18 protein-coding genes are annotated in these 19,766 nt (G+C 70.3%); 13 read left to right on the forward strand and 5 right to left on the reverse strand.

Annotation, left to right across the window (positions count from 1 at the left end; translation table 11 throughout):
* Positions 1-39 precede the first annotated feature (39 nt).
* Together QSK15_RS05530 and cofD are read right to left on the reverse strand one after the other, a co-directional pair.
* Complete coding sequence (locus QSK15_RS05530) at positions 40-1,125, reverse strand: coenzyme F420-0:L-glutamate ligase (RefSeq protein WP_285793177.1); 1,086 nt, start codon at positions 1,123-1,125, stop codon at positions 40-42.
* Positions 1,122-2,069, reverse strand: a complete 948-nt coding sequence (cofD, locus tag QSK15_RS05535) for a 2-phospho-L-lactate transferase (protein WP_285793178.1) — start codon at positions 2,067-2,069, stop codon at positions 1,122-1,124. The genes QSK15_RS05530 and cofD overlap by 4 nt, the downstream gene beginning before the upstream one ends.
* Positions 2,070-2,167: 98 nt before the next feature.
* On the opposite strand from cofD, the gene QSK15_RS05540 reads away from it, so the two are divergent.
* From QSK15_RS05540 to QSK15_RS05565, 6 genes are all read left to right on the forward strand, one after another.
* On the forward strand, positions 2,168-3,145 hold the full coding sequence (locus tag QSK15_RS05540; protein WP_285793179.1) for a hypothetical protein: 978 nt from the start codon (positions 2,168-2,170) through the stop codon (positions 3,143-3,145).
* Between the two features lie 428 nt (positions 3,146-3,573).
* Positions 3,574-6,117: a bifunctional FO biosynthesis protein CofGH gene (locus tag QSK15_RS05545; protein WP_285793180.1), complete on the forward strand. Its 2,544-nt coding sequence runs from the start codon at positions 3,574-3,576 to the stop codon at positions 6,115-6,117.
* Between the two features lie 162 nt (positions 6,118-6,279).
* Positions 6,280-6,552 (forward strand): hypothetical protein, encoded by a 273-nt coding sequence (locus QSK15_RS05550; protein WP_285793181.1) that lies wholly within the window; start codon positions 6,280-6,282, stop codon positions 6,550-6,552.
* A gap of 51 nt (positions 6,553-6,603) precedes the next feature.
* The gene (locus QSK15_RS05555; protein WP_285793182.1) at positions 6,604-7,998 is read left to right on the forward strand and encodes a DUF4331 domain-containing protein; all 1,395 of its coding nucleotides are present in this window, start codon (positions 6,604-6,606) and stop codon (positions 7,996-7,998) included.
* Positions 7,999-8,057: 59 nt separating this feature from the next.
* A complete protein-coding gene (locus QSK15_RS05560; protein ID WP_285793183.1) occupies positions 8,058-8,348 on the forward strand; it encodes a phospholipase in 291 nt (96 codons plus the stop codon).
* A 459-nt stretch (positions 8,349-8,807) separates the two neighbouring features.
* Entirely contained in the window at positions 8,808-9,065 is a 258-nt protein-coding gene (locus QSK15_RS05565; RefSeq protein ID WP_007455784.1) for a WhiB family transcriptional regulator, read from the forward strand.
* A gap of 72 nt (positions 9,066-9,137) precedes the next feature.
* Here the strand turns inward: QSK15_RS05565 and QSK15_RS05570 are convergent, their stop codons facing one another.
* Positions 9,138-9,587: a metallopeptidase family protein gene (locus tag QSK15_RS05570; RefSeq protein ID WP_030338265.1), complete on the reverse strand. Its 450-nt coding sequence runs from the start codon at positions 9,585-9,587 to the stop codon at positions 9,138-9,140.
* A 153-nt stretch (positions 9,588-9,740) separates the two neighbouring features.
* On the opposite strand from QSK15_RS05570, the gene QSK15_RS05575 reads away from it, so the two are divergent.
* Entirely contained in the window at positions 9,741-10,109 is a 369-nt protein-coding gene (locus QSK15_RS05575; protein WP_030338263.1) for a DUF3499 domain-containing protein, read from the forward strand.
* Between the two features lie 107 nt (positions 10,110-10,216).
* On the opposite strand, the gene QSK15_RS05580 is transcribed toward QSK15_RS05575, so the two are convergent.
* Both QSK15_RS05580 and QSK15_RS05585 read right to left on the reverse strand, forming a co-directional pair.
* Entirely contained in the window at positions 10,217-11,563 is a 1,347-nt protein-coding gene (locus QSK15_RS05580) for an aspartate aminotransferase family protein (RefSeq protein ID WP_285793184.1), read from the reverse strand.
* A gap of 462 nt (positions 11,564-12,025) precedes the next feature.
* Positions 12,026-12,538, reverse strand: coding sequence for an Lrp/AsnC family transcriptional regulator (locus QSK15_RS05585; RefSeq protein WP_030338307.1), 513 nt, complete (start codon positions 12,536-12,538; stop codon positions 12,026-12,028).
* A 213-nt stretch (positions 12,539-12,751) separates the two neighbouring features.
* On the opposite strand from QSK15_RS05585, the gene QSK15_RS05590 reads away from it, so the two are divergent.
* Genes QSK15_RS05590 through QSK15_RS05615 form a run of 6 tightly spaced genes read left to right on the forward strand, consistent with a single transcriptional unit; the run spans position 12,752 to position 19,519 of the window.
* The gene (locus QSK15_RS05590) at positions 12,752-13,936 is read left to right on the forward strand and encodes a polyamine ABC transporter substrate-binding protein (protein WP_285793185.1); all 1,185 of its coding nucleotides are present in this window, start codon (positions 12,752-12,754) and stop codon (positions 13,934-13,936) included.
* Positions 13,937-13,941: 5 nt separating this feature from the next.
* Positions 13,942-15,105 (forward strand): ABC transporter ATP-binding protein, encoded by a 1,164-nt coding sequence (locus QSK15_RS05595; protein WP_285793186.1) that lies wholly within the window; start codon positions 13,942-13,944, stop codon positions 15,103-15,105.
* On the forward strand, positions 15,102-16,019 hold the full coding sequence (locus QSK15_RS05600; protein WP_285793187.1) for an ABC transporter permease: 918 nt from the start codon (positions 15,102-15,104) through the stop codon (positions 16,017-16,019). The genes QSK15_RS05595 and QSK15_RS05600 overlap by 4 nt, the downstream gene beginning before the upstream one ends.
* A gap of 55 nt (positions 16,020-16,074) precedes the next feature.
* Positions 16,075-16,890, forward strand: a complete 816-nt coding sequence (locus QSK15_RS05605) for an ABC transporter permease (protein WP_285793188.1) — start codon at positions 16,075-16,077, stop codon at positions 16,888-16,890.
* A complete protein-coding gene (locus QSK15_RS05610; protein ID WP_285793189.1) occupies positions 16,887-18,338 on the forward strand; it encodes an NAD(P)/FAD-dependent oxidoreductase in 1,452 nt (483 codons plus the stop codon). Before QSK15_RS05605 ends, QSK15_RS05610 begins: the two co-directional genes overlap by 4 nt.
* Complete coding sequence (locus QSK15_RS05615) at positions 18,338-19,519, forward strand: saccharopine dehydrogenase family protein (RefSeq protein ID WP_285793190.1); 1,182 nt, start codon at positions 18,338-18,340, stop codon at positions 19,517-19,519. Before QSK15_RS05610 ends, QSK15_RS05615 begins: the two co-directional genes overlap by 1 nt.
* Positions 19,520-19,766 lie beyond the last annotated feature (247 nt).

Genomic DNA, 19,766 nt, shown 5'->3' on the forward strand with positions numbered 1-19,766 from the left:
GCGCTCGCGGGACTAGCGGGCGGGGCGGTGCTCGCGGGGCTACAGGGCGAGGGCAGCGCTCGCCGGGCTGCCGGGCGGTGGCGGCAACAGTGTCGACCCGATGCCCTCGGCGGCCAGGGCGACGCGCAGTCGGTGCAGGTCGGCGCCGAAGCGGACCAGACCCATCGGCTCGACGGGGGTCGGGGCCGAGCCGAGCAGCAGGGCGGCCCCCTCCGGCCACCCGGGCATCTCGGCGACCAGACCAGCGCGTACCTCGGCCTCGTCGACCACGGTGAAGACCGTGCCGGGGGCGACCACCCCGGCGACCGCGTCGATCGCCCGTCGCACCGCGGTCAGGTCGGCTGGCAGCGGACCGGGCCCATCGGCGAGGGTGGCGGCGTCGGCCAACCCGGCGGCGCGGGCCTCGGCGGTGCCGAGCGAGAACAGATCCTGTGCCGCGTCGCGGATCAGCGCTTGCGCGCCACCGGCGTCGTCCGGCTCGCTGGCGGGCAGGTAGCCCCGCACCACCGCGACCGGGACCTGATCACACTTACCCTTGATCAGCTCGCCGGCACCCGCCAGCTCGTCCACCACGGCCATCTGGGTCAACTGCAACTCGTTGCCGTACGGGTCGACCTCGCCCCGGTGATCACGAATGGCCGGCATCCCGGCCACCCCGAGCGCCACGTCGGTGAGTCCGTTGCGCCAGGGTCGACCCATCGTGTCGCTGATGATCACCGCCAGGTCCAGGTCGTAGCGCTCCCGCAGCGCGTCCCGCAGGGCCCGGGCCGAAGCGTCCGGGTCGACCGGCAACAGCACCAGTCGGGTCTTGTCCACGTTCGACGCGTCGATCCCCGCCGAGGCCATCACGAAGCCGTGATGGGTCTGCACGATCCGGGTCGCACCCCGACTGGCCACCACCCGGGCGGTCTCAGCAGCCAAAACCTCGTCCCGGGCAGCAAGCCGTTCCGGCCCGTCCGCCGGCACGTCGACCAGCCGCCCCTCCGCCTTGGAAACGATCTTGCTGGTGACCACCAGCACGTCGCCGTTGCGCAGCCACGGCGCGGCGGTCGCGATCAACGCCGCCAGGTCGTCGCCCTCGGTCACGTGGCCGATGCCGAGCACCGGCAGAATCTCCAACCTCACGTCAACTCCACCGCGGCGCGGACCATGGCCGCCGTCGCCGCCTCGTCGGTCATCCGCAGCGGCACCGCGCGGACCGTCACCTCGGGCACGACCGTGCCCGCGTCCTCCTCGGCCACCAACCAACCGTCGAGCAGGCCGCCGCTGGCCCGACCGCCGTAGAGGCGGCCCACCCCCGCCGCGCTGCACTCGGCACCGAGCACGGCCAGACAACGGTCGGCCATCCCCCGCACCGGCGCGCCGCCGATGATCGGGGAGACGCCCACCACCGGCGCCGGTCCGCCCGCCACGGCCTCCCGCAGCCCCGGTACGGCCAGCACGGGCGCGACGCTCACCACCGGGTTGCTGGGCGCGATCAACACCAGGTCGGCCGAGGCGATGGCGTCCAGCACCCCGGGTGCCGGCTTCGCCGTCTCCGCGCCGACGAACACGAAACGGTGCGTGGGGATGTCCGCCCGGTACCGCACCCACCACTCCTGGAAGTGGATCGCCCGCTGCCCCTGGTCGTCCTCCACCACGGCGTGGGTCTCCAGCCGGTCGTCCGTCGCCGGCACCAGGCGCACGCCCGGCTCCCAGCGGCTGGCCAGCGCCTCGGTGACCGCGCTCAACGGGTAACCGCCGTTGAGCATCGTGCTGCGGACCAGGTGGGTGGCGATGTCCTTGTCACCGAGGCCGAACCAGGTCGGCTGTGCCCCGTACGCGGCCAACTCCTGCTTGACCGTCCAACTCTCGCCGACCCGGCCCCAACCCCGCTCCGGGTCGGCACCCCCGCCGAGCGTGTACATGACGCTGTCCAGGTCGGGGCAGATCTTCAACCCGTGTAACCACAGGTCGTCGCCGACGTTGACCACGGCGGTCACCTCCGCGCCGACGTCACGGGCGTACGCCCGGACCCCGAGCAGGAACCGGGCGCCGCCGATGCCGCCGGCCAGAACCACGATGCGCATGTCGACCATCCTCGCGCACGTGACGCCTCCGATCCGTCGGTGGCCCGCGAGACTAGGCTCACGTGCGCCCTGTCCGTTCCTGCCCCGAGGGGGAGCTCGTGACCAGCCCCACCGAGCCCGCGTCCGCTGACGCGACACAGGCCCGCCAGCTGACCAAGCCACTACGTGAGCTCGCCGCGCTCGCGCTGCTCGGCGCCAACGCCGTGTTCCTCTTCGTGGGCCTGCTCCGGTTGGTCGCCCCGAACGACTACAGCTCCTTCACCGATCGGGCGGGCAGCGCCTTCTACGCGTTCGTCGGGGTGGAGGCGGTGACTCTGCCCGTGCTGGCGGTGCTGCTGGCCACGCACATCTCGCCGGTGCTGGCGAAGGCGAAGCTGATCACCCAGGCCGCCCTGATCGAGTACGCGGTCAGCGCCCTGTTCGGCACGCTGACCATGCTGATCTGGACGGTGGGCCGGCTGGCCGAGGCCGAGGTGCTCGACGCGCTGCTCGGTGTGCTCACCCGGTTCGCCTGGATGGTGATCTTCGCGATCGCCGCCTGGGTGGTCTACACCATCTGGCGCGCCCACTACTACGTGCCGCGACCCAAGCCGCAGCCGGGCGTCTACGGCCAGCCGCAGCCGGGCTGGCCGCAGCAGCAGGGCGGGTGGCCGGCTCCCGGTCAGCCCGGTGGCCAGCCGCAGGGCGGTTGGCCCGCCCCCGGCCAGCCGGGTGGTTACCCGCAGGCCGGTCAGCCGGGTGGTTATCCCCAGGCCGGTCAGTCGGCCGGTTACCCGCAGGCCGGTCAGTTCGGCCAGCAGTCGCCGCCGTTCCAGGCTCCGCAGTCGGCCCCGCCGCACCCGCAGTCCGCCCCGCCGTTCCCGGCCGCGCCGCAGTCCGCGCCGCCGGCCAGCCCGGCCCCGCAGTCGCCGTCCCCGGCCGCGCCCCCGTTCGGGCAGCCGCCGTCGGCCGACCCCACGCAGGCCATCCCGCGCCAGTCGGCCGACCCGACCGAGGTCATCTCCCGCCCCGCCGACCCGGACAGCGACCGCACCCAGCACATCAAGCCGAACGACCACCCGGATCAACCCCGCTGACGTCACCCGATCAGCAGCCCTCGCGCGGTTGGTAACGGAGCTCGGCTCACCGAGGGGCACGGTCAGGCATCTCCACCCGCCCGCTCGCCCGCCCCGCCCGCCCCGCGCGGCCCGACCGGGCCGCGCGGGGCGGGGGAGCGGGCAGGCAACGTAGATCTTGGACACTTTCCGTTCCGAGCTGACGGAAACTGTCCAAGATTGCCAGCCGTGGGGAGCGAAGCGGCCCGGCGTGCGGTGACCGCCGGTGTGTGGTGACCTCCGGGTGCGGTGACCGCCGTGATCGACGAGGTCGGGTGGTTGACGGACGGCTGCCAGCGGGTTCCGTCACCTCCGGTCGCGGCAGGCGCCGCTGTGATCGTTCAGTGCCCTTTCCCACGGTGCGGGCCGGGACTGGTTGGGTGGCGCAGCGCTGCGCATAGGGTGAGCGGATGGTTGATCGCACCCACTCCGGTCCCAGCGAGGCGAGCGTGCGGCGGGCCCTGGGCCGGGCCGCCAGCGGGCGGGCGCTGGACGTCGACGAGGCGGCCGCGTTGCTCTCCGCTCGCGGTGAGGCTCTGGACGAGCTGCTCCGGTTGGCCGGTGGGATCCGCGACGCCGGGCTGCGGGACGCCGGGCGGCCGGGTGTGGTCACGTACTCCAAAAAGGTCTTCATCCCGCTGACCCGGCTGTGCCGGGACCGCTGCCACTACTGCACGTTCGCGACAGTGCCGCACCGCCTGCCGGCGCCGTTCCTGGACCGCGACGAGGTCCTCGCGATCGCCCGGGCCGGTGCCGAGCAGGGCTGCAAGGAGGCGCTGTTCACCCTGGGTGACCGGCCGGAGGAACGGTGGCCGGCGGCCCGGACCTGGCTGGACGAACGCGGTTACGACTCGACCCTCGACTATCTGCGGGCCTGTGCGGTGGCGGTGCTGGAGGAAACCGGCCTGCTGCCGCACCTCAACCCGGGGGTGCTGTCCTGGTCGGAGTTGCAGCGGCTCAAGCCGGTCGCGCCCAGCATGGGCATGATGCTGGAGACGACAGCCACCCGGCTCTGGTCCGAGCCGGGCGGCCCGCACTTCGGGTCACCGGACAAGGAACCGGCGGTACGGCTGCGGGTGCTCGACGACGCCGGCCGGGTCGGGGTGCCGTTCACCACCGGGATCCTGATCGGCATCGGGGAGACCCCGGCCGAGCGGGTGGACGCGCTCTTCGCGATCCGTCGCGCCCACCGGGAGTACGGCCACCTCCAGGAGGTGATCGTGCAGAACTTCCGCGCCAAGCCGGACACGGCGATGCGTGGCATGCCCGACGCGGAGCTGCACGATCTGGCCGCCACGGTGGCGGTGGCGCGGTTGCTGCTCGGCCCGAAGGCCCGCATCCAGGCCCCGCCGAACCTCATCGCCGGCGAGTACGACCTGCTGCTGCGCGCCGGCATCGACGACTGGGGCGGCGTCTCGCCGCTCACCCCGGACCACGTCAACCCGGAGCGTCCGTGGCCGCAGATCGAGGAGTTGGCCCGGCACAGCGAGCTGGCCGGGTTCACGTTGCGCGAGCGGTTGACGATCTACCCCGAGTACGTGCGCGCGGGCGACCCGTGGCTCGACCCGAGGCTGCTGCCGCACGTGAGCGCGCTGGCCGACCCGGCCACCGGCATGGCGGTCGAGTCGGCGGTGCCGCAGGGCCGCCCCTGGCAGGAGCCGGAGGAGACGTTCGGCGGCCGGACCGACCTGCACGCCACCATCGACACCACCGGCCGCACCGACGACCGGCGGGGTGACTTCGACAGCGTCTACGGCGACTGGGCCGAGGTGGCCGACAAGGTAACCCCGGAGGCGGCGGCGCGGCGGGCGGGCGTACCCCCGGTGGCGGCCGGCAGTGGTGCGGACCGGGACCTGGCGGCGGGTCTGCGGCTCGCCGCCGACGACCCGGCGGCGCTGCTCGAACCCGCCAACACCGACGCGGCGCTGGCGTTGTTCGCGGCGGACGGGCCGGCGCTCGACGAATTGTGCCGCCTCGCCGACGACGTGCGCCGCGACACGGTCGGCGACGACGTGACCTACGTGGTCAACCGCAACATCAACTTCAGCAACGTCTGCTACGTGGGCTGCCGGTTCTGCGCCTTCGCCCAGCGCGAGCGGGACGCCGACGCGTACCGGCTCTCCGTCGAGCAGGTCGCGGACCGGGCCGAGCAGGCGTGGGCGGCCGGTGCCAGCGAGGTGTGCCTGCAGGGCGGCATCGACCCGAAGATGCCGGTGACCGGGTACGCCGACATCGTGCGCGCCATCAAGGCCCGGCTGCCCGAGATGCACGTGCACGCGTTCTCCCCGATGGAGATCGTCACCGCCGCCGCGAAGGCCGGCGTGCCGGTCCGCGAGTGGTTGCTCCAGCTCCGCGAGGCCGGGCTGGACACCATCCCGGGCACCGCCGCCGAGATCCTCGACGACGACGTGCGCTGGGTGCTCACCAAGGGCAAACTCCCGGCCGCCGCCTGGGTCGAGGTGGTCAGCACCGCACACGAGCTGGGCATCCGGTCCAGCTCCACGATGATGTACGGCCACGTCGACCACCCCGGGCAGTGGCTGGCGCACTTCCGGGTGCTGGCCGGGGTGCAGGACCGCACCGGTGGGTTCACCGAGTTCGTGGCGTTGCCGTTCGTGCACACCAATGCTCCGATCTACCTGGCCGGGATCGCCCGACCGGGCCCGACCTGGCGGGAGAACCGGGTGGTGCACGCCATGTCCCGGTTGCTGCTGCACGGCCGGATCGACAACATCCAGTGCTCCTGGGTGAAGCTGGGTGACGAGGGCACCGTCGCGATGCTCCAGGGTGGTTGCAACGACCTCGGCGGCACGCTGATGGAGGAGACGATCTCCCGGATGGCCGGCTCCGACAACGGGTCGGCGCGTACCGAGGAGCAGTTGCGGGCCATCGCGAAGGCGGCCGGACGTCCGGCGCGCAAGCGAACGACCGCGTACGGTCACGCCCGGCCCTGACGTCGAACCTTTCCCCGCCGCCGGCCGTACCACGCGGTGCCGGTGGCGGTCACGGCGAGGACCGCCACCGGTGTCCCCTCAGGGGCCCGGCGGTGTCGCGAGGCGGCGTCGGACCCGTCCGTCTCCGCGGGCGCGTTGGCGCCACCGCCGGAAAGGTTGCCCATGACCAGTGATCAGCGGAAGCGGCAGTGGCCGCGACTGACCCGCCGGCAGACGTTGACCGCCGCGGCCAGCGCCACCCTCGGCGCCGCCGCGCTCACCGTGCCGGGCCTGTCGGCCGCGCAGAACGCCCCGGGTACGGCCGGGAGTGCCGACGAACCGATCGTCGTGCACCTGCGCGACTCCGCGACGATGGACATCTTCGTCGGTGAGGCGCGCATCGAGGTACGCGACCGTGGCCTCGCGGACCGGCTGCGGCGCGCCGCCCGGCGCTGACCCCGACAGTCCGCCCCGCCATCAGTCCCCGCCCAGTGAGGTTGGTCCGTCATGTCTTCCCACCGCGAGGCCCCGGAGATAGCCAAGGATCCGGTCGCCGACAGCTCCGACCTTTACGCGTTCGTCAGCCCCGACAAACGCGACACGGTCACGTTGATCGCCAACTACGTGCCGTTGCAGCTCCCTTCCGGGGGCCCGAACTTCTTCGAGTTCGGCGACGACGTGCGGTACGAAATCCATATCGACAACGACGGCGACGGTCGCCCGGATGTCACCTACCGGTTCGAATTCACCACCGAGATCACCAACCCGAACAGTTTTCTCTACAACACCGGTCCGATCGACTCGCTGGACAGCGAGAACTGGAACCGCCGGCAGTTCTACAGCCTGACCCGGGTGGCCGACGGCCGCGAGCACCGGCTGGCGCACAAGCTGCAGTGCCCGCCGTGCAACGTCGGCCCGCTGTCCACCCCGAAGTACGCCGACCTGGTGCGGCAGGCCACATACTCGCTCTCCACGGGGGAGCGGGTGTTCGCCGGGCAGCGCGCGGACGGGTTCTTCGTCGACCTCGGGGCGATCTTCGACCTCGGCACGCTGCGGCCGTTCCAGCAGCTGCACGTCGCCGGGAAGAAGATCTTCAAGGCTGAGGGGGAGCCGGTCAACGCCACCGACCGGATGAACGTGCACAGCATCGCGGTGCAGGTGCCACTGGACCGGGTGCGTCGACGCGCCAACCGGTACGGTGCCGCCGACCCGGCATCGGTGATCGGGGTGTGGACGTCGGCGTCGCGCCAGCAGGTGCGGGTGCTCGGCGACCGGGGTGGCGCGGACACCGCCACCGGCCCGTTCACCCAGGTCTCGCGGCTGGGCAATCCCCTGTTCAACGAGGTCATCGTGCCGATGTCCAAGAAGGACCTGTGGAACTCGCTGCCGCCGTCGGAGGACAAGCGGTTCGCGCGGTTCGTCGAGCAGCCTGAGTTGGCGGCGTTGTTGCCGGCGCTCTACCCGGACGTCTTCCCCAACCTCGACAAGCTCACCAAGGCGAAGAAGGTCCGAGCCGACCTGGTGGCGATCCTGCTCACCGGCGTACCGGCCGGGCTGATCGACGGCTTCACCAACGCCACCGGCGACGTGCAGGCCGACCTGCTGCGCCTGAACACCGCGATCCCGCCGGCCAGGCGTCCGGACCGGTTCGGGGTGCTCGGTGGCGACCTGGCCGGGTTCCCGAACGGGCGGCGGGTCGGTGACGACGTGGTCAGCATCGCGTTGCGGGCGATCGCCGGGGTCACCGTGCCGCTGGTCGACAAGACGTTCCGACCGGACGCGGCGGCCGCCGCTGTCACCCCGGGGCTGAGCGCCGCCGATGTGACAGCGCCGTTCCTCGCGAACTTCCCCTACCTGGGTACGCCGTACGACGGGTTCAACAACCCGTCGGCGGCGTCCTGACCGCGCAGGAGGGTGGGCGGATGCACGGGCATGAGTACGGGCCGTCGGAGACCGGGAGTGTGGTCCTGGATCTGGGTGGCGACACCGGTGCCCTGATCGTCTACACGGGTCGGGATCTGCAGGGACGGGAGATCGAGATCAGTCGCGACGGCGACCGGCGGGTCCACTCGGCGGTGCGCGAGCGCCGGGTGCGGGACGGCTCGTTCCACAGTGCGGTCTATCCCGGTCTGGCGAGCGGGATCTATACCGTCTGGTGGGACGACCGCACGCCCGCCGGCACGATTTCTGTCCATGGTGGAGAGATAGCTGAGTTCGCCTGGCCGAGCAGCGGTTTTGGAGCAACTGACTGATCTCGACGAATCGGTTCTACCGCCGCGCCCCGTCCACATCATGGACGGGGCGCGAGTGCTGTCTGCGGCTCGACAGGCGGTCTGTGCCGCGTCGCGTTAACCTGTCTCCCACCAAGATCAGCTTAGCGTTGGAGGTCTCCGGTGCCGTCCGGCCGGCGACTCGTCGGGGAAGCGCCACGGGAGAAAAGTCGGGCAACTCGCCGGAGAGGGCGTTACTCGGCCGGGGTCTGAATCGATAGGGCAGGTTGCGAGGCTGGACGGCCCGAGTGGGTCGGCCGAGGGTGTCGGGAGGGCGACTCCATTATCAAGTTTGGCTTGACGGCGCACGCATTACACGCGTGTAATTTGAATGGGGTTGTTCGCACGGAACGCAACAAAACGGGACCGGACGGACAAGCACGCCTTTCGCGTGGGGGGTTGCAGCGGCGATGACGCCGGTGCGCGACAAGGAGGCATTTGATGGACGGCCAGCTTGAGGTGGCCGACCTGCTCGGAAACGCGCCGGAGTGGCAGGAGCGGGCATTGTGCTCGCAGACCGACCCCGAGGCGTTCTTTCCCGAGAAGGGCGGCTCGACCCGCGAGGCGAAGCGGATCTGTTCGCGTTGCGAGGTCAAGACCGAGTGCCTTGAATACGCTCTGGGTCACGACGAGCGGTTCGGCATCTGGGGTGGGCTCTCCGAGCGGGAGCGGCGCAAGTTGAAGCGGCGGGCCGCCTGACCGGTCTGAGGTCGGGGCGGTGTGTGAGGTCGGGGCGGTGGGGGCCGCCCGACTCTCCGCTCGGAGGTCGGCTCAGGCGAGCTCGTCCGGGTCCACCCCGAGCAGGTTCGCCACCTGTTCGATGATCACGTCATGGACGAGATCGGCGAGGTCCTCGCGGTCCATCGCCCGGAACTCCAGGGGCCGTCGGTACAGCACGATCCGCGGCGGCATCTCCTGCCGGCCCGGGCGACCGGGCAGCAGCCGGGCCAGCGGGACCTCGCCATCCTCCAGCACATCCGAGTCGTAGACGTTCAGGTCCGGCGGGACGTCCTCGACCGCGAACTCAACACCCGCCAGCTCCTTGGCGAACCGACGCTCCAACGTCTCGACGGTGTCCAGAACCAGGTCGTCGAAGACCTCGGCCTTGGTCCGCGCCAGGGGCACGGTGGCCGGGACCAGCCGCCCGCGCAGGCCGCGCCCGTGCCGGTCCCGATGCGCACGCCGGCCCGAGCCGGGGCGGCGGTGTTCCGGGCTCGTCATGAGGCAAAGGGTAGCGCCCGTGTCGGGCTGGCCAGCGGCAGCGCCGATCCTGTGGCGCGGCGCGCCCAGGGCGGTCGACTGTGATCACCATGACGGGCGTGTCGCAACGCGAACCGATGCGCCGGACCCGGTAATGGAGATACCCTGCCGCACGTGAGGTCACCACGGCGCTGCTCCCGTAACGGCTGCCCCCGGCAAGCGGTCGCCACATTGACCTATGTCTACAACGAGTCGACAGCGGTGGTGGGGCCACTGGCGGCGTTCGCCGAGCCACACACGTACGACCTGTGTGAGCCGCACGCCCGCAGCCTCACCGCCCCGCGGGGCTGGGACGTCGTCCGGCACGAGGGCGAGTTCGAGCCGCCGCCGCCCACCACCGACGACCTGGTCGCGTTGGCCGAAGCGGTCCGCGAAGCCGCCCGCCCGGCCCCCCGCCCCCCGGAGCCGGACCAGCACCACTCGGAGAATCCCCACCAGACCGGCCGCCGAGGCCACCTCCGAGTAATCCCCCCCAACCACTAACCCCCCGGCCCTCCGCCGTTTCGGCGTTGATCATGAAGTTATTGCCCCTTGCCTCGGCGTGTCCTGGCAATAACTTCATGATCAACGGAGATGGGTGGGTGGGTGGGTTAGAGCTTGGTCCAGGCTTGGGTTAGGACTGTGCGGAGGGTCTGTTCGATCTCGTCGAAGTGCTGCTGCTCGGCGATCAGGGGCGGGGCCAACTGGATGACGGGGTCGCCCCGGTCGTCGGCCCGGCAGTAGAGGCCCGCCTGGAACAGGGCGGTGGAGAGGAAGCCGCGCAGCAGGCGCTCCGACTCGGCCTCGTTGAAGGTCTCCCGGGTGGTCTTGTCCTTGACCAGTTCGATGCCGTAGAAGTAGCCGTCGCCGCGGACGTCGCCGACGATTGGCAGGTCGTACAGCTTCTCCAGGGTGGCCCGGAAGGCGGCCTCGTTGGCGCGTACGTGCCCGACCAGGTCTTCGCGGGCGAAGACCTCCAGGTTGGCCAGGGCCACCGCGCAGGAGACCGGGTGCCCGCCGAAGGTCACCCCGTGGGCGAACATGCCGGTCTCGGTGAGGAACGGTTCCATCAGCCGGTCGCTGGCGATCATCGCGCCGAGCGGGGCGTAGCCGGAGGTGATGCCCTTGGCGGTGGTGATGATGTCCGGCTGGTAGCCGTAGCGCACCGCGCCGAAGTACTCACCCAACCGGCCCCACGAGCAGATCACCTCGTCCGAGACGAGCAGCACGTCGTGCGCGTCGCAGATCTCCCGTACCCGGTCGAAGTAGCCGGGCGGGGGTGGGAAGCAGCCGCCGGAGTTCTGCACGGGCTCAAGGAAGACCGCGGCGACCGTGTCCGGCCCCTCCCGCTCGATGGCCCGACCGATCTCGTCGGCGGCCCAACGGCCGAACGCCTCGGGGTCGTCGCCGTGCTCGGGCGCCCGGTAGTAGTTCGTGTTCGGCACCTTGATCGCGCCTGGGACCAGTGGCTCGAAGTCGCTCTTGATGCCGGGCAGGCCGGTGATCGACAGTGCGCCCATGGAGGTGCCGTGGTAGGCGATGTAACGGCTGATCACCTTGTACTTGTTAGGCTTGCCGGTGCGCTTGAAGTAGGCGCGGGCCAGCTTCCACGCCGCCTCGACGGCCTCGGAGCCACCGGTGGTGAAGAAGATGCGGTTGAGGTCGCCGGGGGTGAGCGTGGCGATCCGCTCGGCCAGCTCGACGGCCTTCGGGTGGGCGTACGACCAGAGTGGGAAGTAGGCCAGCTCGCCGGCCTGCTTGGCGGCGGCCTCCGCCAGCTCGGTGCGGCCGTGGCCGGCGTTGACCACGAAGAGCCCGGCCAGCCCGTCGAGGTAGCGGCGGCCCTGCGCGTCCCACACGTACGCACCCTCGCCGCGCACGATGGTCGGCACCTCGCCGGCGGAGTAGCTCGCCATCCGGGTGAAGTGCATCCAGAGGTGGTCGGTGGCGTTGGCCATGTCAGCCCCATCGGTCGTCGGGCCGGTCAACGGGGTGAGGCCGGCCGCTCTGCCAACGGTTATCGCACAGTTTCACGGTCCGAAGCAAGTGTTATCGGCGGTATCGCCGACCGTTGACGACGGATTCAGCGTGCGGCCGTCATGGACGCAACGGAATCCGTACTGATGCTGGCTGGTTCGTCGGTGGCCGGCGGGAGTCTTCGGCAGGGGTCGGAGGTGTGCTGGTGGCTGCCTTTGGAGCTGAATCGTTTGCGACATCACGGCCGCCGGTCGGGGTGCCGCTCAGCGGTCCGGGTCGCGCCCGCCCGCCGCTGAATCGTTTGCGACATCAACTCCAAAGGGTCTGACCGGTGGTAGCTCCCCCTCGGCCGCCGGCTCGATCCACTCGGGTTGACGGAAGCCGGGGCATCAGGGCGGCCCGGACGCCCCGACTTCCAGAAAGCCGAGTTGATCAAAGCAAGCTCAGGCCGTGCCCCAGGTGTAGGTCTGCTTGCGCAGCTTGAGATAGACGAACGCCTCGGTGGAGAGCACCCCGGGCACGGCGCGCAGCCGTTGCAGGATCTCCAGCAGGTGGTCGTCGTTGCGGCAGACCACCTCGGTGAGCAGGTCGAACGAGCCCGCGGTGATCACCACGTAGTCGACCTCCTCCAGCTCGGCCAGCCGGTCCGCGACCGCCTCCAGGTCGCCGTCGGTACGCAGGCCGATCATCGCCTGCCGGGGGAAGCCGAGCTGGAGCGGGTCGGTCACCGCCACGATCTGCATCACGCCGGAGTCGAGCAGCCGCTGCACCCGCTGGCGGACCGCCGCCTCGGACAGCCCCACCGCCTTGCCGATCGTCGCGTAGGGGCGGCGGCCGTCCTCCTGGAGCTGCTCGATGATCTGCTTGGCCACGTCATCCAGCAGAGCGTGATTGGCACCGTCACGGACAGCGACGCGTCGACCGCCGTTGCTGTTCTCGTGCTGCCGGTTTGTCATTGCCCGCTCCCCATATCCCGAATCGTGATGTCGCGCGTGTATCCCCGCGTAGTCTGGCGTATTTCGTCGTACATCGCTATTCCCGCAACGGAATCCCTTGTAAGGGAGGTCACCTCATGTCAGGATCAGTCGTCCATGGCACTTCATCCTCCCGACATTCCCGCCGGCGCGCCTCCCCGTCCCGCCCGCCGACGATGACCCCTAGGAGTCGTCATGCGTACTCCCCTCCGGCCCCTCTCCCGGCGTGGACTGCTCACCGGCACTCTCGGTTCGGCCGCCCTGCTCACCATGGGCGGCAGCCTCGCGGGCTGCGGCACCAAGGGCGCGCAGCAGACCGAAGCCGGGTGTGTCAGCGAGGACCTCTCCGGCGCCGAGAAGAAGCTCGCCTTCGCCAACTGGCCGCAGTACATGGACGTGGACGAGAAGGACGAGTCCAAGCGACCGAGCCTCGACGAGTTCATCACGAAGACCGGCATCCAGGTGACCTACACCGAGGACATCAACGACAACAACGAGTTCTTCGGCAAGGTGCAGAACCAGCTCGCCGCCTGCCAGAGCACCGACCGGGACATCATCGTGCTGACCGACTGGATGGCGGCCCGGATGATCCGGCTCGGCTGGATCCAGAAGCTGGACCCGGCGAACATCCCGAACGTGCAGGCCAACCTGCTTCCGTCGCTGCTCAACCGCCCCTTCGACACTGAGAACCGGATCTCCATCCCGTGGCAGTCCGGCCTCGCCGGTCTGGCGTACAACGGCAACGTCACCAAGGAACTGCGCACAGTGGACGAGCTGCTCACCCGCCCCGACCTCAAGGGCAAGGTGACAGCGCTCAGCGAGATGCGCGACACCATGGGTCTGCTGCTCGGGTCGAACGGACACGACCCGGCGAACTTCACCGCCGCCCAGTTCGACGACGCCCTCAACAAACTCAAGAAGGCCGTCGACTCCGGCCAGATCCGCAAGTTCACCGGCAACGACTACGCGCCTGACCTGGCCAAGGGTGACATCGCCGCGTGCATCGGCTGGTCCGGGGACGTCATCCAACTCTCCGGCGAGGACGAGAAGGTGCGCTTCGTCGCGCCCGACTCCGGCGTGATGCTGTTCAGCGACAACATGATGGTCCCCAACAAGGCCACCCACAAGAGCAACGCCGAAGCGCTGATCAACTACTACTACGAGCCGGCGGTCGCCGCGAAGCTCGCCGCGTACGTCAACTACATCTGCCCGGTCAAGGGCGCGCAGGCCGAGATGGAGAAGATCGACCCCGAGTTGGCCGCGAACCCGTTGATCTTCCCCGACGAGGCGCTGCTGTCGAAATCCAAGGTGTTCATGGCCCTGGACGAGAAGCAGGAACGGGAGTACGAGGGCAAGTTCCAGCAGGTCATCGGGGCGTGACGGGGATGGCGCGCGAGACACCCGCCGGCGACCTGCGCCTGGCCAACCTCACCAAACGCTTCGGCGTCTTCACCGCCGTCGACGACCTCAGCCTGACCATCGAGCAGGGCTCGTTCTTCGCGCTGCTCGGCGCGTCCGGCTGCGGCAAGACCACCACGTTGCGGATGATCGCCGGCCTGGAGGAACCCACAACCGGCCAGGTGCTCCTCGGTGACCGGGACATAGCCCGGCTGCGGCCGTACAAGCGACCGGTCAACACCGTCTTCCAGAGCTACGCGCTCTTCCCCCACCTCAGCATCTTCGAGAACGTCGCCTTCGGGCTGCGCCGACGCGGCATCCGCTCGGTCGACGACGAGGTCACCCGGATGCTGTCCCTGGTGCAGCTCGACGGCTACGGCAACCGCCGTCCGGCCCAGCTCTCCGGTGGTCAGCAGCAGCGGGTCGCGCTGGCCCGCGCCCTGATCAACCGGCCGCAGGTGCTGCTGCTCGACGAACCGTTGGGCGCACTCGACCTGAAACTGCGCCGACAGATGCAGATCGAGCTGAAGCGCATCCAGACCGAGGTCGGCATCACCTTCCTGCACGTGACGCACGATCAGGAGGAAGCGATGTGGATGGCCGACACCGTCGCCGTCATGAACGCCGGCCGCATCGAACAACTCGGGGCTCCTGTCGACATCTACGAGTACCCGGTCAACCCGTTCGTGGCCAACTTCCTCGGCCAGTCGAACCTGATCTCGGCCGAGGTGTCCGGGCCGTCCGGCGTCGACCTGCTCCTCGGCGCGTACGGGGGCCGTTTCGCGGTCCCAGCCACCCGTGCCCGGACCACGCAAGGCTCTGTCTGGCTCGGTGTGCGGCCGGAGAAGGTGCAGTTGGTGGCGGATGCGGGGCTGGTGCCCGAGGGCAGCAACATGGTCCACGGCGTGCTCACCGACATCTGCTATGCGGGGGTCAGCACCGAATACCTGCTGCGGACCGCGTGGGGGCAGGAGATGTCGGTCTTCACCGCGAACGCCGACCCGGCCGTGCGGTTGACGCCCGGTGCCGAGGTGGTCGCCTACTGGCACCCGGCCCACTCCTTCGTCCTGCCCCGCGCCGGAGACGAGGACGGGGAGCAGACAGTGGTGCCGGCGGAGCCGGTGGCGGACCCTCTGGGAGCTGCCCGGTGACGGCCCTGGCCCACCGGGGTGGCAGCGCGGCGCCCGCCTCGCCGCCGACGCCACCGGCGGCCCGGTCCGGGCGGAACCGGCTCCTGCCGTACCTGTTGCTGCTGCCCGGCGCGGCCTGGCTGCTCATCTTCTTCGGCGTGCCGCTGGTGCAGTTGGCGGCGGCCAGCCTGTACGACCCCAGCGGCTCGCTCTCCACCGGGTACGCGATGACCTGGGCGTTCGGCAACTACCCGGATGTGGTGCAGGCGTACTGGCCGCAGTTCCTGCGTTCGTTCGGCTACGCCGGGCTGGCCCTGGTGCTGGCGTTGCTGCTCGGCTACCCGCTGGCGTACGCGATCGCGCAGAAGGCCGGCCGGTGGAAGAACCTGCTGCTGGTGTGCGTCGTCGCGCCGATGTTCACCAGCTTCCTGGTTCGTACGCTGGCCTGGAAGACGATCCTGTCGGACAACGGCGCGCTCGTCGGTCTGCTGCGTGACGTGCACCTGCTCGCCCCGGACGGTCGGCTGCTGGCCACGCCGTTCGCTGTGGTGCTCGGCCTGACGTACAACTTCCTGCCGTTCCTGGTGCTGCCGCTGTACGCGAGCCTGGAGCGGTTGGACCACCGGCTGCTGGAGGCTGCCACCGACCTGTACGCCAGCCCGGCGCAGGCGTTCCGTCGGGTGACGTTGCCGCTGTCCATGCCCGGCCTGGTCGCCGGCACGCTGCTGTTCTTCATCCCGGCCAGTGGTGACTACATCAACGCCGAACTGCTCGGCACCCCGAACGAATACATGATCGGCAACGTCATCGACTCGGCGTTCCTGGTCCGGCTGGACTACCCGCAGGGCGCCGCACTGTCGTTCCTGCTGATGGCGGCGATCCTCGCGGTGGTCTTCGGTTACCTGCGTCGAGCCGGCACGGAGGAGGTCCTGTGAGCGCGAGGAGTGCAGCGCAGCGGAGCCCCGCAGTCGCGAACGAAAGGCGGGACTGATGCGACTCTCGCGCTGGCTGGCCGACCGCTGGGTGATGATCGTGGCGCTGCTGGTGCTCGGCTACCTGGCGCTGCCGATCCTGGTGGTGGCCGCATTGTCGTTCAACCGGCCGTCGAGTCGGCTGTCGTACGACTTCAATGAGTTCACACTGGACAACTGGCGGCAGCCATGTGCCACCTCGGACATGTGTGACGCAGTGGTGCGCAGCGTGCAGATCGGCTTCCTCGCCACGGTGGTCGCCACGGTGCTCGGCACCCTGATGGCGTTCGCGCTGGTCCGGCACCGCTTCCAGGGCCGGTCCGGGATCAACGTGCTGATCTTCCTGCCGATGGCCACCCCGGAGTTGGTGATGGGCACGTCGCTGCTGGCGCTGTTCGTGTCGGCCGGCGTACCGCAGGGCTTCTGGACCATCCTGATCGCGCACGTGATGTTCTGCTTGTCGTTCGTGGTGGTCACCGTGAAGGCGCGGCTCGCCGGGATGGACCGGCGGCTGGAGGAAGCCGCCATGGACCTCTACGCCAACGAGTGGCAGACCTTCCGCCGGATCACCCTGCCGCTGGTGCTGCCCGGCATCGTGGCCGCCGCGTTGCTGGCGTTCTCGCTGAGCTTCGACGACTTCATCATCACGAACTTCAACGCCGGCACCACCGTCACGTTCCCGATGTACGTCTGGGGCGCCGCCCAGCGTGGCATCCCACCGCAGGTCAACGTGATCGGCACGGCGATGTTCGCGGCTGCGTTGCTGCTGGTGGGGCTCAGTTCGTTGCGGGGCCGACGGGCCCGTCGCGCCGCTCTGCTGACCGAGCGGTCATGACGCTCCCTGATACCGGCCGGGCGTTGGCCGGCGCGGCACCGGTGCCGTACTGGCTCGACCGCCCCGACCGCCCCGACCCGCTGCCGGCACTGGTCGGCCGGCACTCCGCGGACCTGCTGGTGATCGGCGGCGGGTACAGCGGGCTGTGGGCCGCGCTGCTGGCGAAACAGGCCGACCCGGACCGTGACGTGCTGCTCGTCGACGCCGGGACCTGCGGTTGGGCCGCGTCCGGGCGTAACGGCGGGTTCTGCGCCGCCTCGCTGACCCACGGCCTCGCCAACGGCGTCGACCGGTTCCCCGACGAGGTCGGCGAGTTGGAACGCCTCGGCCGGGACAACCTGGACGCCATCGCCGCCACCGTCGCCGCGTTCGACATCGACTGCGACTTCGAGCGCACCGGTGAGCTGGCCGTCGCCGTCGAGTCGTACCAACTCGACGGGCTGGCCGCCGACGCGGACCTGGCCCGTCGGTACGGGCACCGGGTGCGGCTGCTCGACCGGGACGAGGTGCGCGCCGAGGTGCACTCACCGACGTACCTGGGTGGGATGTTCGACGCCGACCGGGTGGCCATGGTGGACCCGGCGAAGCTGGCCTGGGGGTTGCGCCGCGCCTGCCTCGACCTCGGCGTACGCGTGCACGAGCACACCCGCGTCACCGGGCTGCGCGCCGACGGTGCCGCACTGCACGCCAGCACCCTGGGCGCCGAGCCCACCGCCCACCCGGCCGACACCCGGGCCGACGGCCGGCCCGGCTCGGTGCGGGCGCGTCGGGTGGTGCTGGCCACCAACGCGTTCCCGCCGTTGCTGCGCCGACTGCGGGCGTACCTGGTGCCGGTCTACGACCACGTGCTGATGACCGAGCCGCTCACCCCGGCTCAGCGCGACGCCATCGGCTGGCGCAACCGGCAGGGGCTCGCCGACACCGGCAACCAGTTCCACTACTACCGGATCACCGCCGACGGGCGGATCCTCTTCGGCGGCTACGACGCCGTCTACCACTACGGCAACCGGGTCGCACCCGAGCTGGAGCAACGACCGGCCACCTTCACCACCCTCGCCCGCCACTTCTTCACCACGTTCCCGCAGCTCGCCGACGTGCGGTTCAGCCACCGCTGGGGCGGCGTCATCGACACCTGCACGCGGTTCTGCCCGTTCTTCGGCACCGCCTACGGCGGCCGGTTGGCGTACGCGGCCGGCTACACCGGCCTCGGCGTCGGGGCCACCCGTTTCGGCGCCCGGGTGCTGCTCGACCTGCTCGACGGCGGGAACACCCCGCTGACCCGACTCGACCTGGTTCGCCGCAAGCCACTGCCGTTCCCGCCGGAACCCGCCCGCGCGATCGGCATCAATCTCACCCGCTGGTCACTGGCCCGCGCCGACGCGCGCGAGGGCCGGCGCGACCTCTGGCTCCGTACTCTCGATCGTTTCGGTTTGGGGTTTGATTCCTGATGCGTGTCCTCCTCGTCGGCGCCGGTGGCGTCGGCTCCGCCGCCGTAGCCATCGCCGCCCGACGGAGCTTCTTCGAGACCATGGTGGTCGCCGACCACGACCCCGCTCGCGCCCAGCGGGCGGTCGCCGGGCACGGTGACCGCTTCGTCGCCGCCCAGGTGGACGCCGCCTCGGCGGACGCGGTCACCGCGCTGTGCCGGGAGCACCGGGTCACGCACGTGCTCAACGCCGTCGACCCGCGCTTCGTCATGCCGATCTTCAATGGCGCGTTCGTGGCCGGCGCGGACTACCTGGACATGGCGATGTCGCTGTCGCACGCCGAGACCGGCGTGAAGCTCGGCGACGAACAGTTCGCGATGGCCGACACCTGGTCGACTGCCGGTCGGCTGGCGCTCTGCGGTATCGGGGTCGAGCCCGGCCTGTCCGACGTGTTCGCCCGGTACGCCGCCGACGAGCTGTTCAGTGAGATCGACGAGATCGGCGTCCGGGACGGGGCGAACCTCACCGTCGACGGGTACGACTTCGCGCCATCGTTCTCCATCTGGACCACCATCGAGGAGTGCCTCAACCCGCCGGTCGTCTGGGAACGGGATCGGGGCTGGTTCACCACCGAACCGTTCTCCGAGCCGGAGGTCTTCCACTTTCCGGAGGGCATCGGGCCGGTCGAGTGTGTCAACGTCGAACACGAGGAGGTGCTGCTCATCCCGCGCTGGGTGAACGCCCGGCGGGTCACCTTCAAGTACGGCCTCGGCGACGAGTTCATCAAGGTGCTCAAGACACTGCACAAGCTCGGCCTGGACGCGGTCTCCCCGGTGCGGGTCCGCGGCGTCGAGGTCTCCCCGCGTGACGTGGTGGCCGCGAGTCTGCCCGACCCGGCCACGCTCGGCGCCCGGATGCGCGGCAAGACCTGCGCCGGCACCTGGGTACGCGGCCTCGACCCGGACGGGCGCCCCCGCGAGGTCTACCTGTACCACGTGGTCGACAACGAGTGGTCGATGCGGGAGTACGGGCACCAGGCGGTGGTCTGGCAGACCGCCGTCAACCCGGTCATCGCGTTGGAGTTGCTCGCCACCGGCGCGTGGGCGGGTGTCGGGGTGCTCGGGCCGGAGGCGCTGTCCCCGATGCCCTTCCTCGATCTACTGAACGGCTACGGCTCGCCCTGGGCGATGGAGGAGCGCTGAAGCTGCCGCACTGACGGCATCGCGACACTCTCGTCGTCGCCATGCGACATCCGATCGGGTGTCGATCCGATGCGTGTTGATCTGCGGCTTTTGTTGGTGCTGATCCCCGCACGATCGGCCCTGCCCTGCCGGACTGGTGGGTCGCCGCACCTGCCGACTCGTCGTCAGCGAGCGCGCCCACCGACCTTCCCCGCCGAGCGAAAGGCGCAGGTGACGAACGCGAAGGCGGATATCGCACACGGTATTT

Source organism: Micromonospora sp. NBRC 107095, assembly GCF_030269705.1.
GTDB classification, from domain to species: domain Bacteria; phylum Actinomycetota; class Actinomycetes; order Mycobacteriales; family Micromonosporaceae; genus Micromonospora; species Micromonospora parva.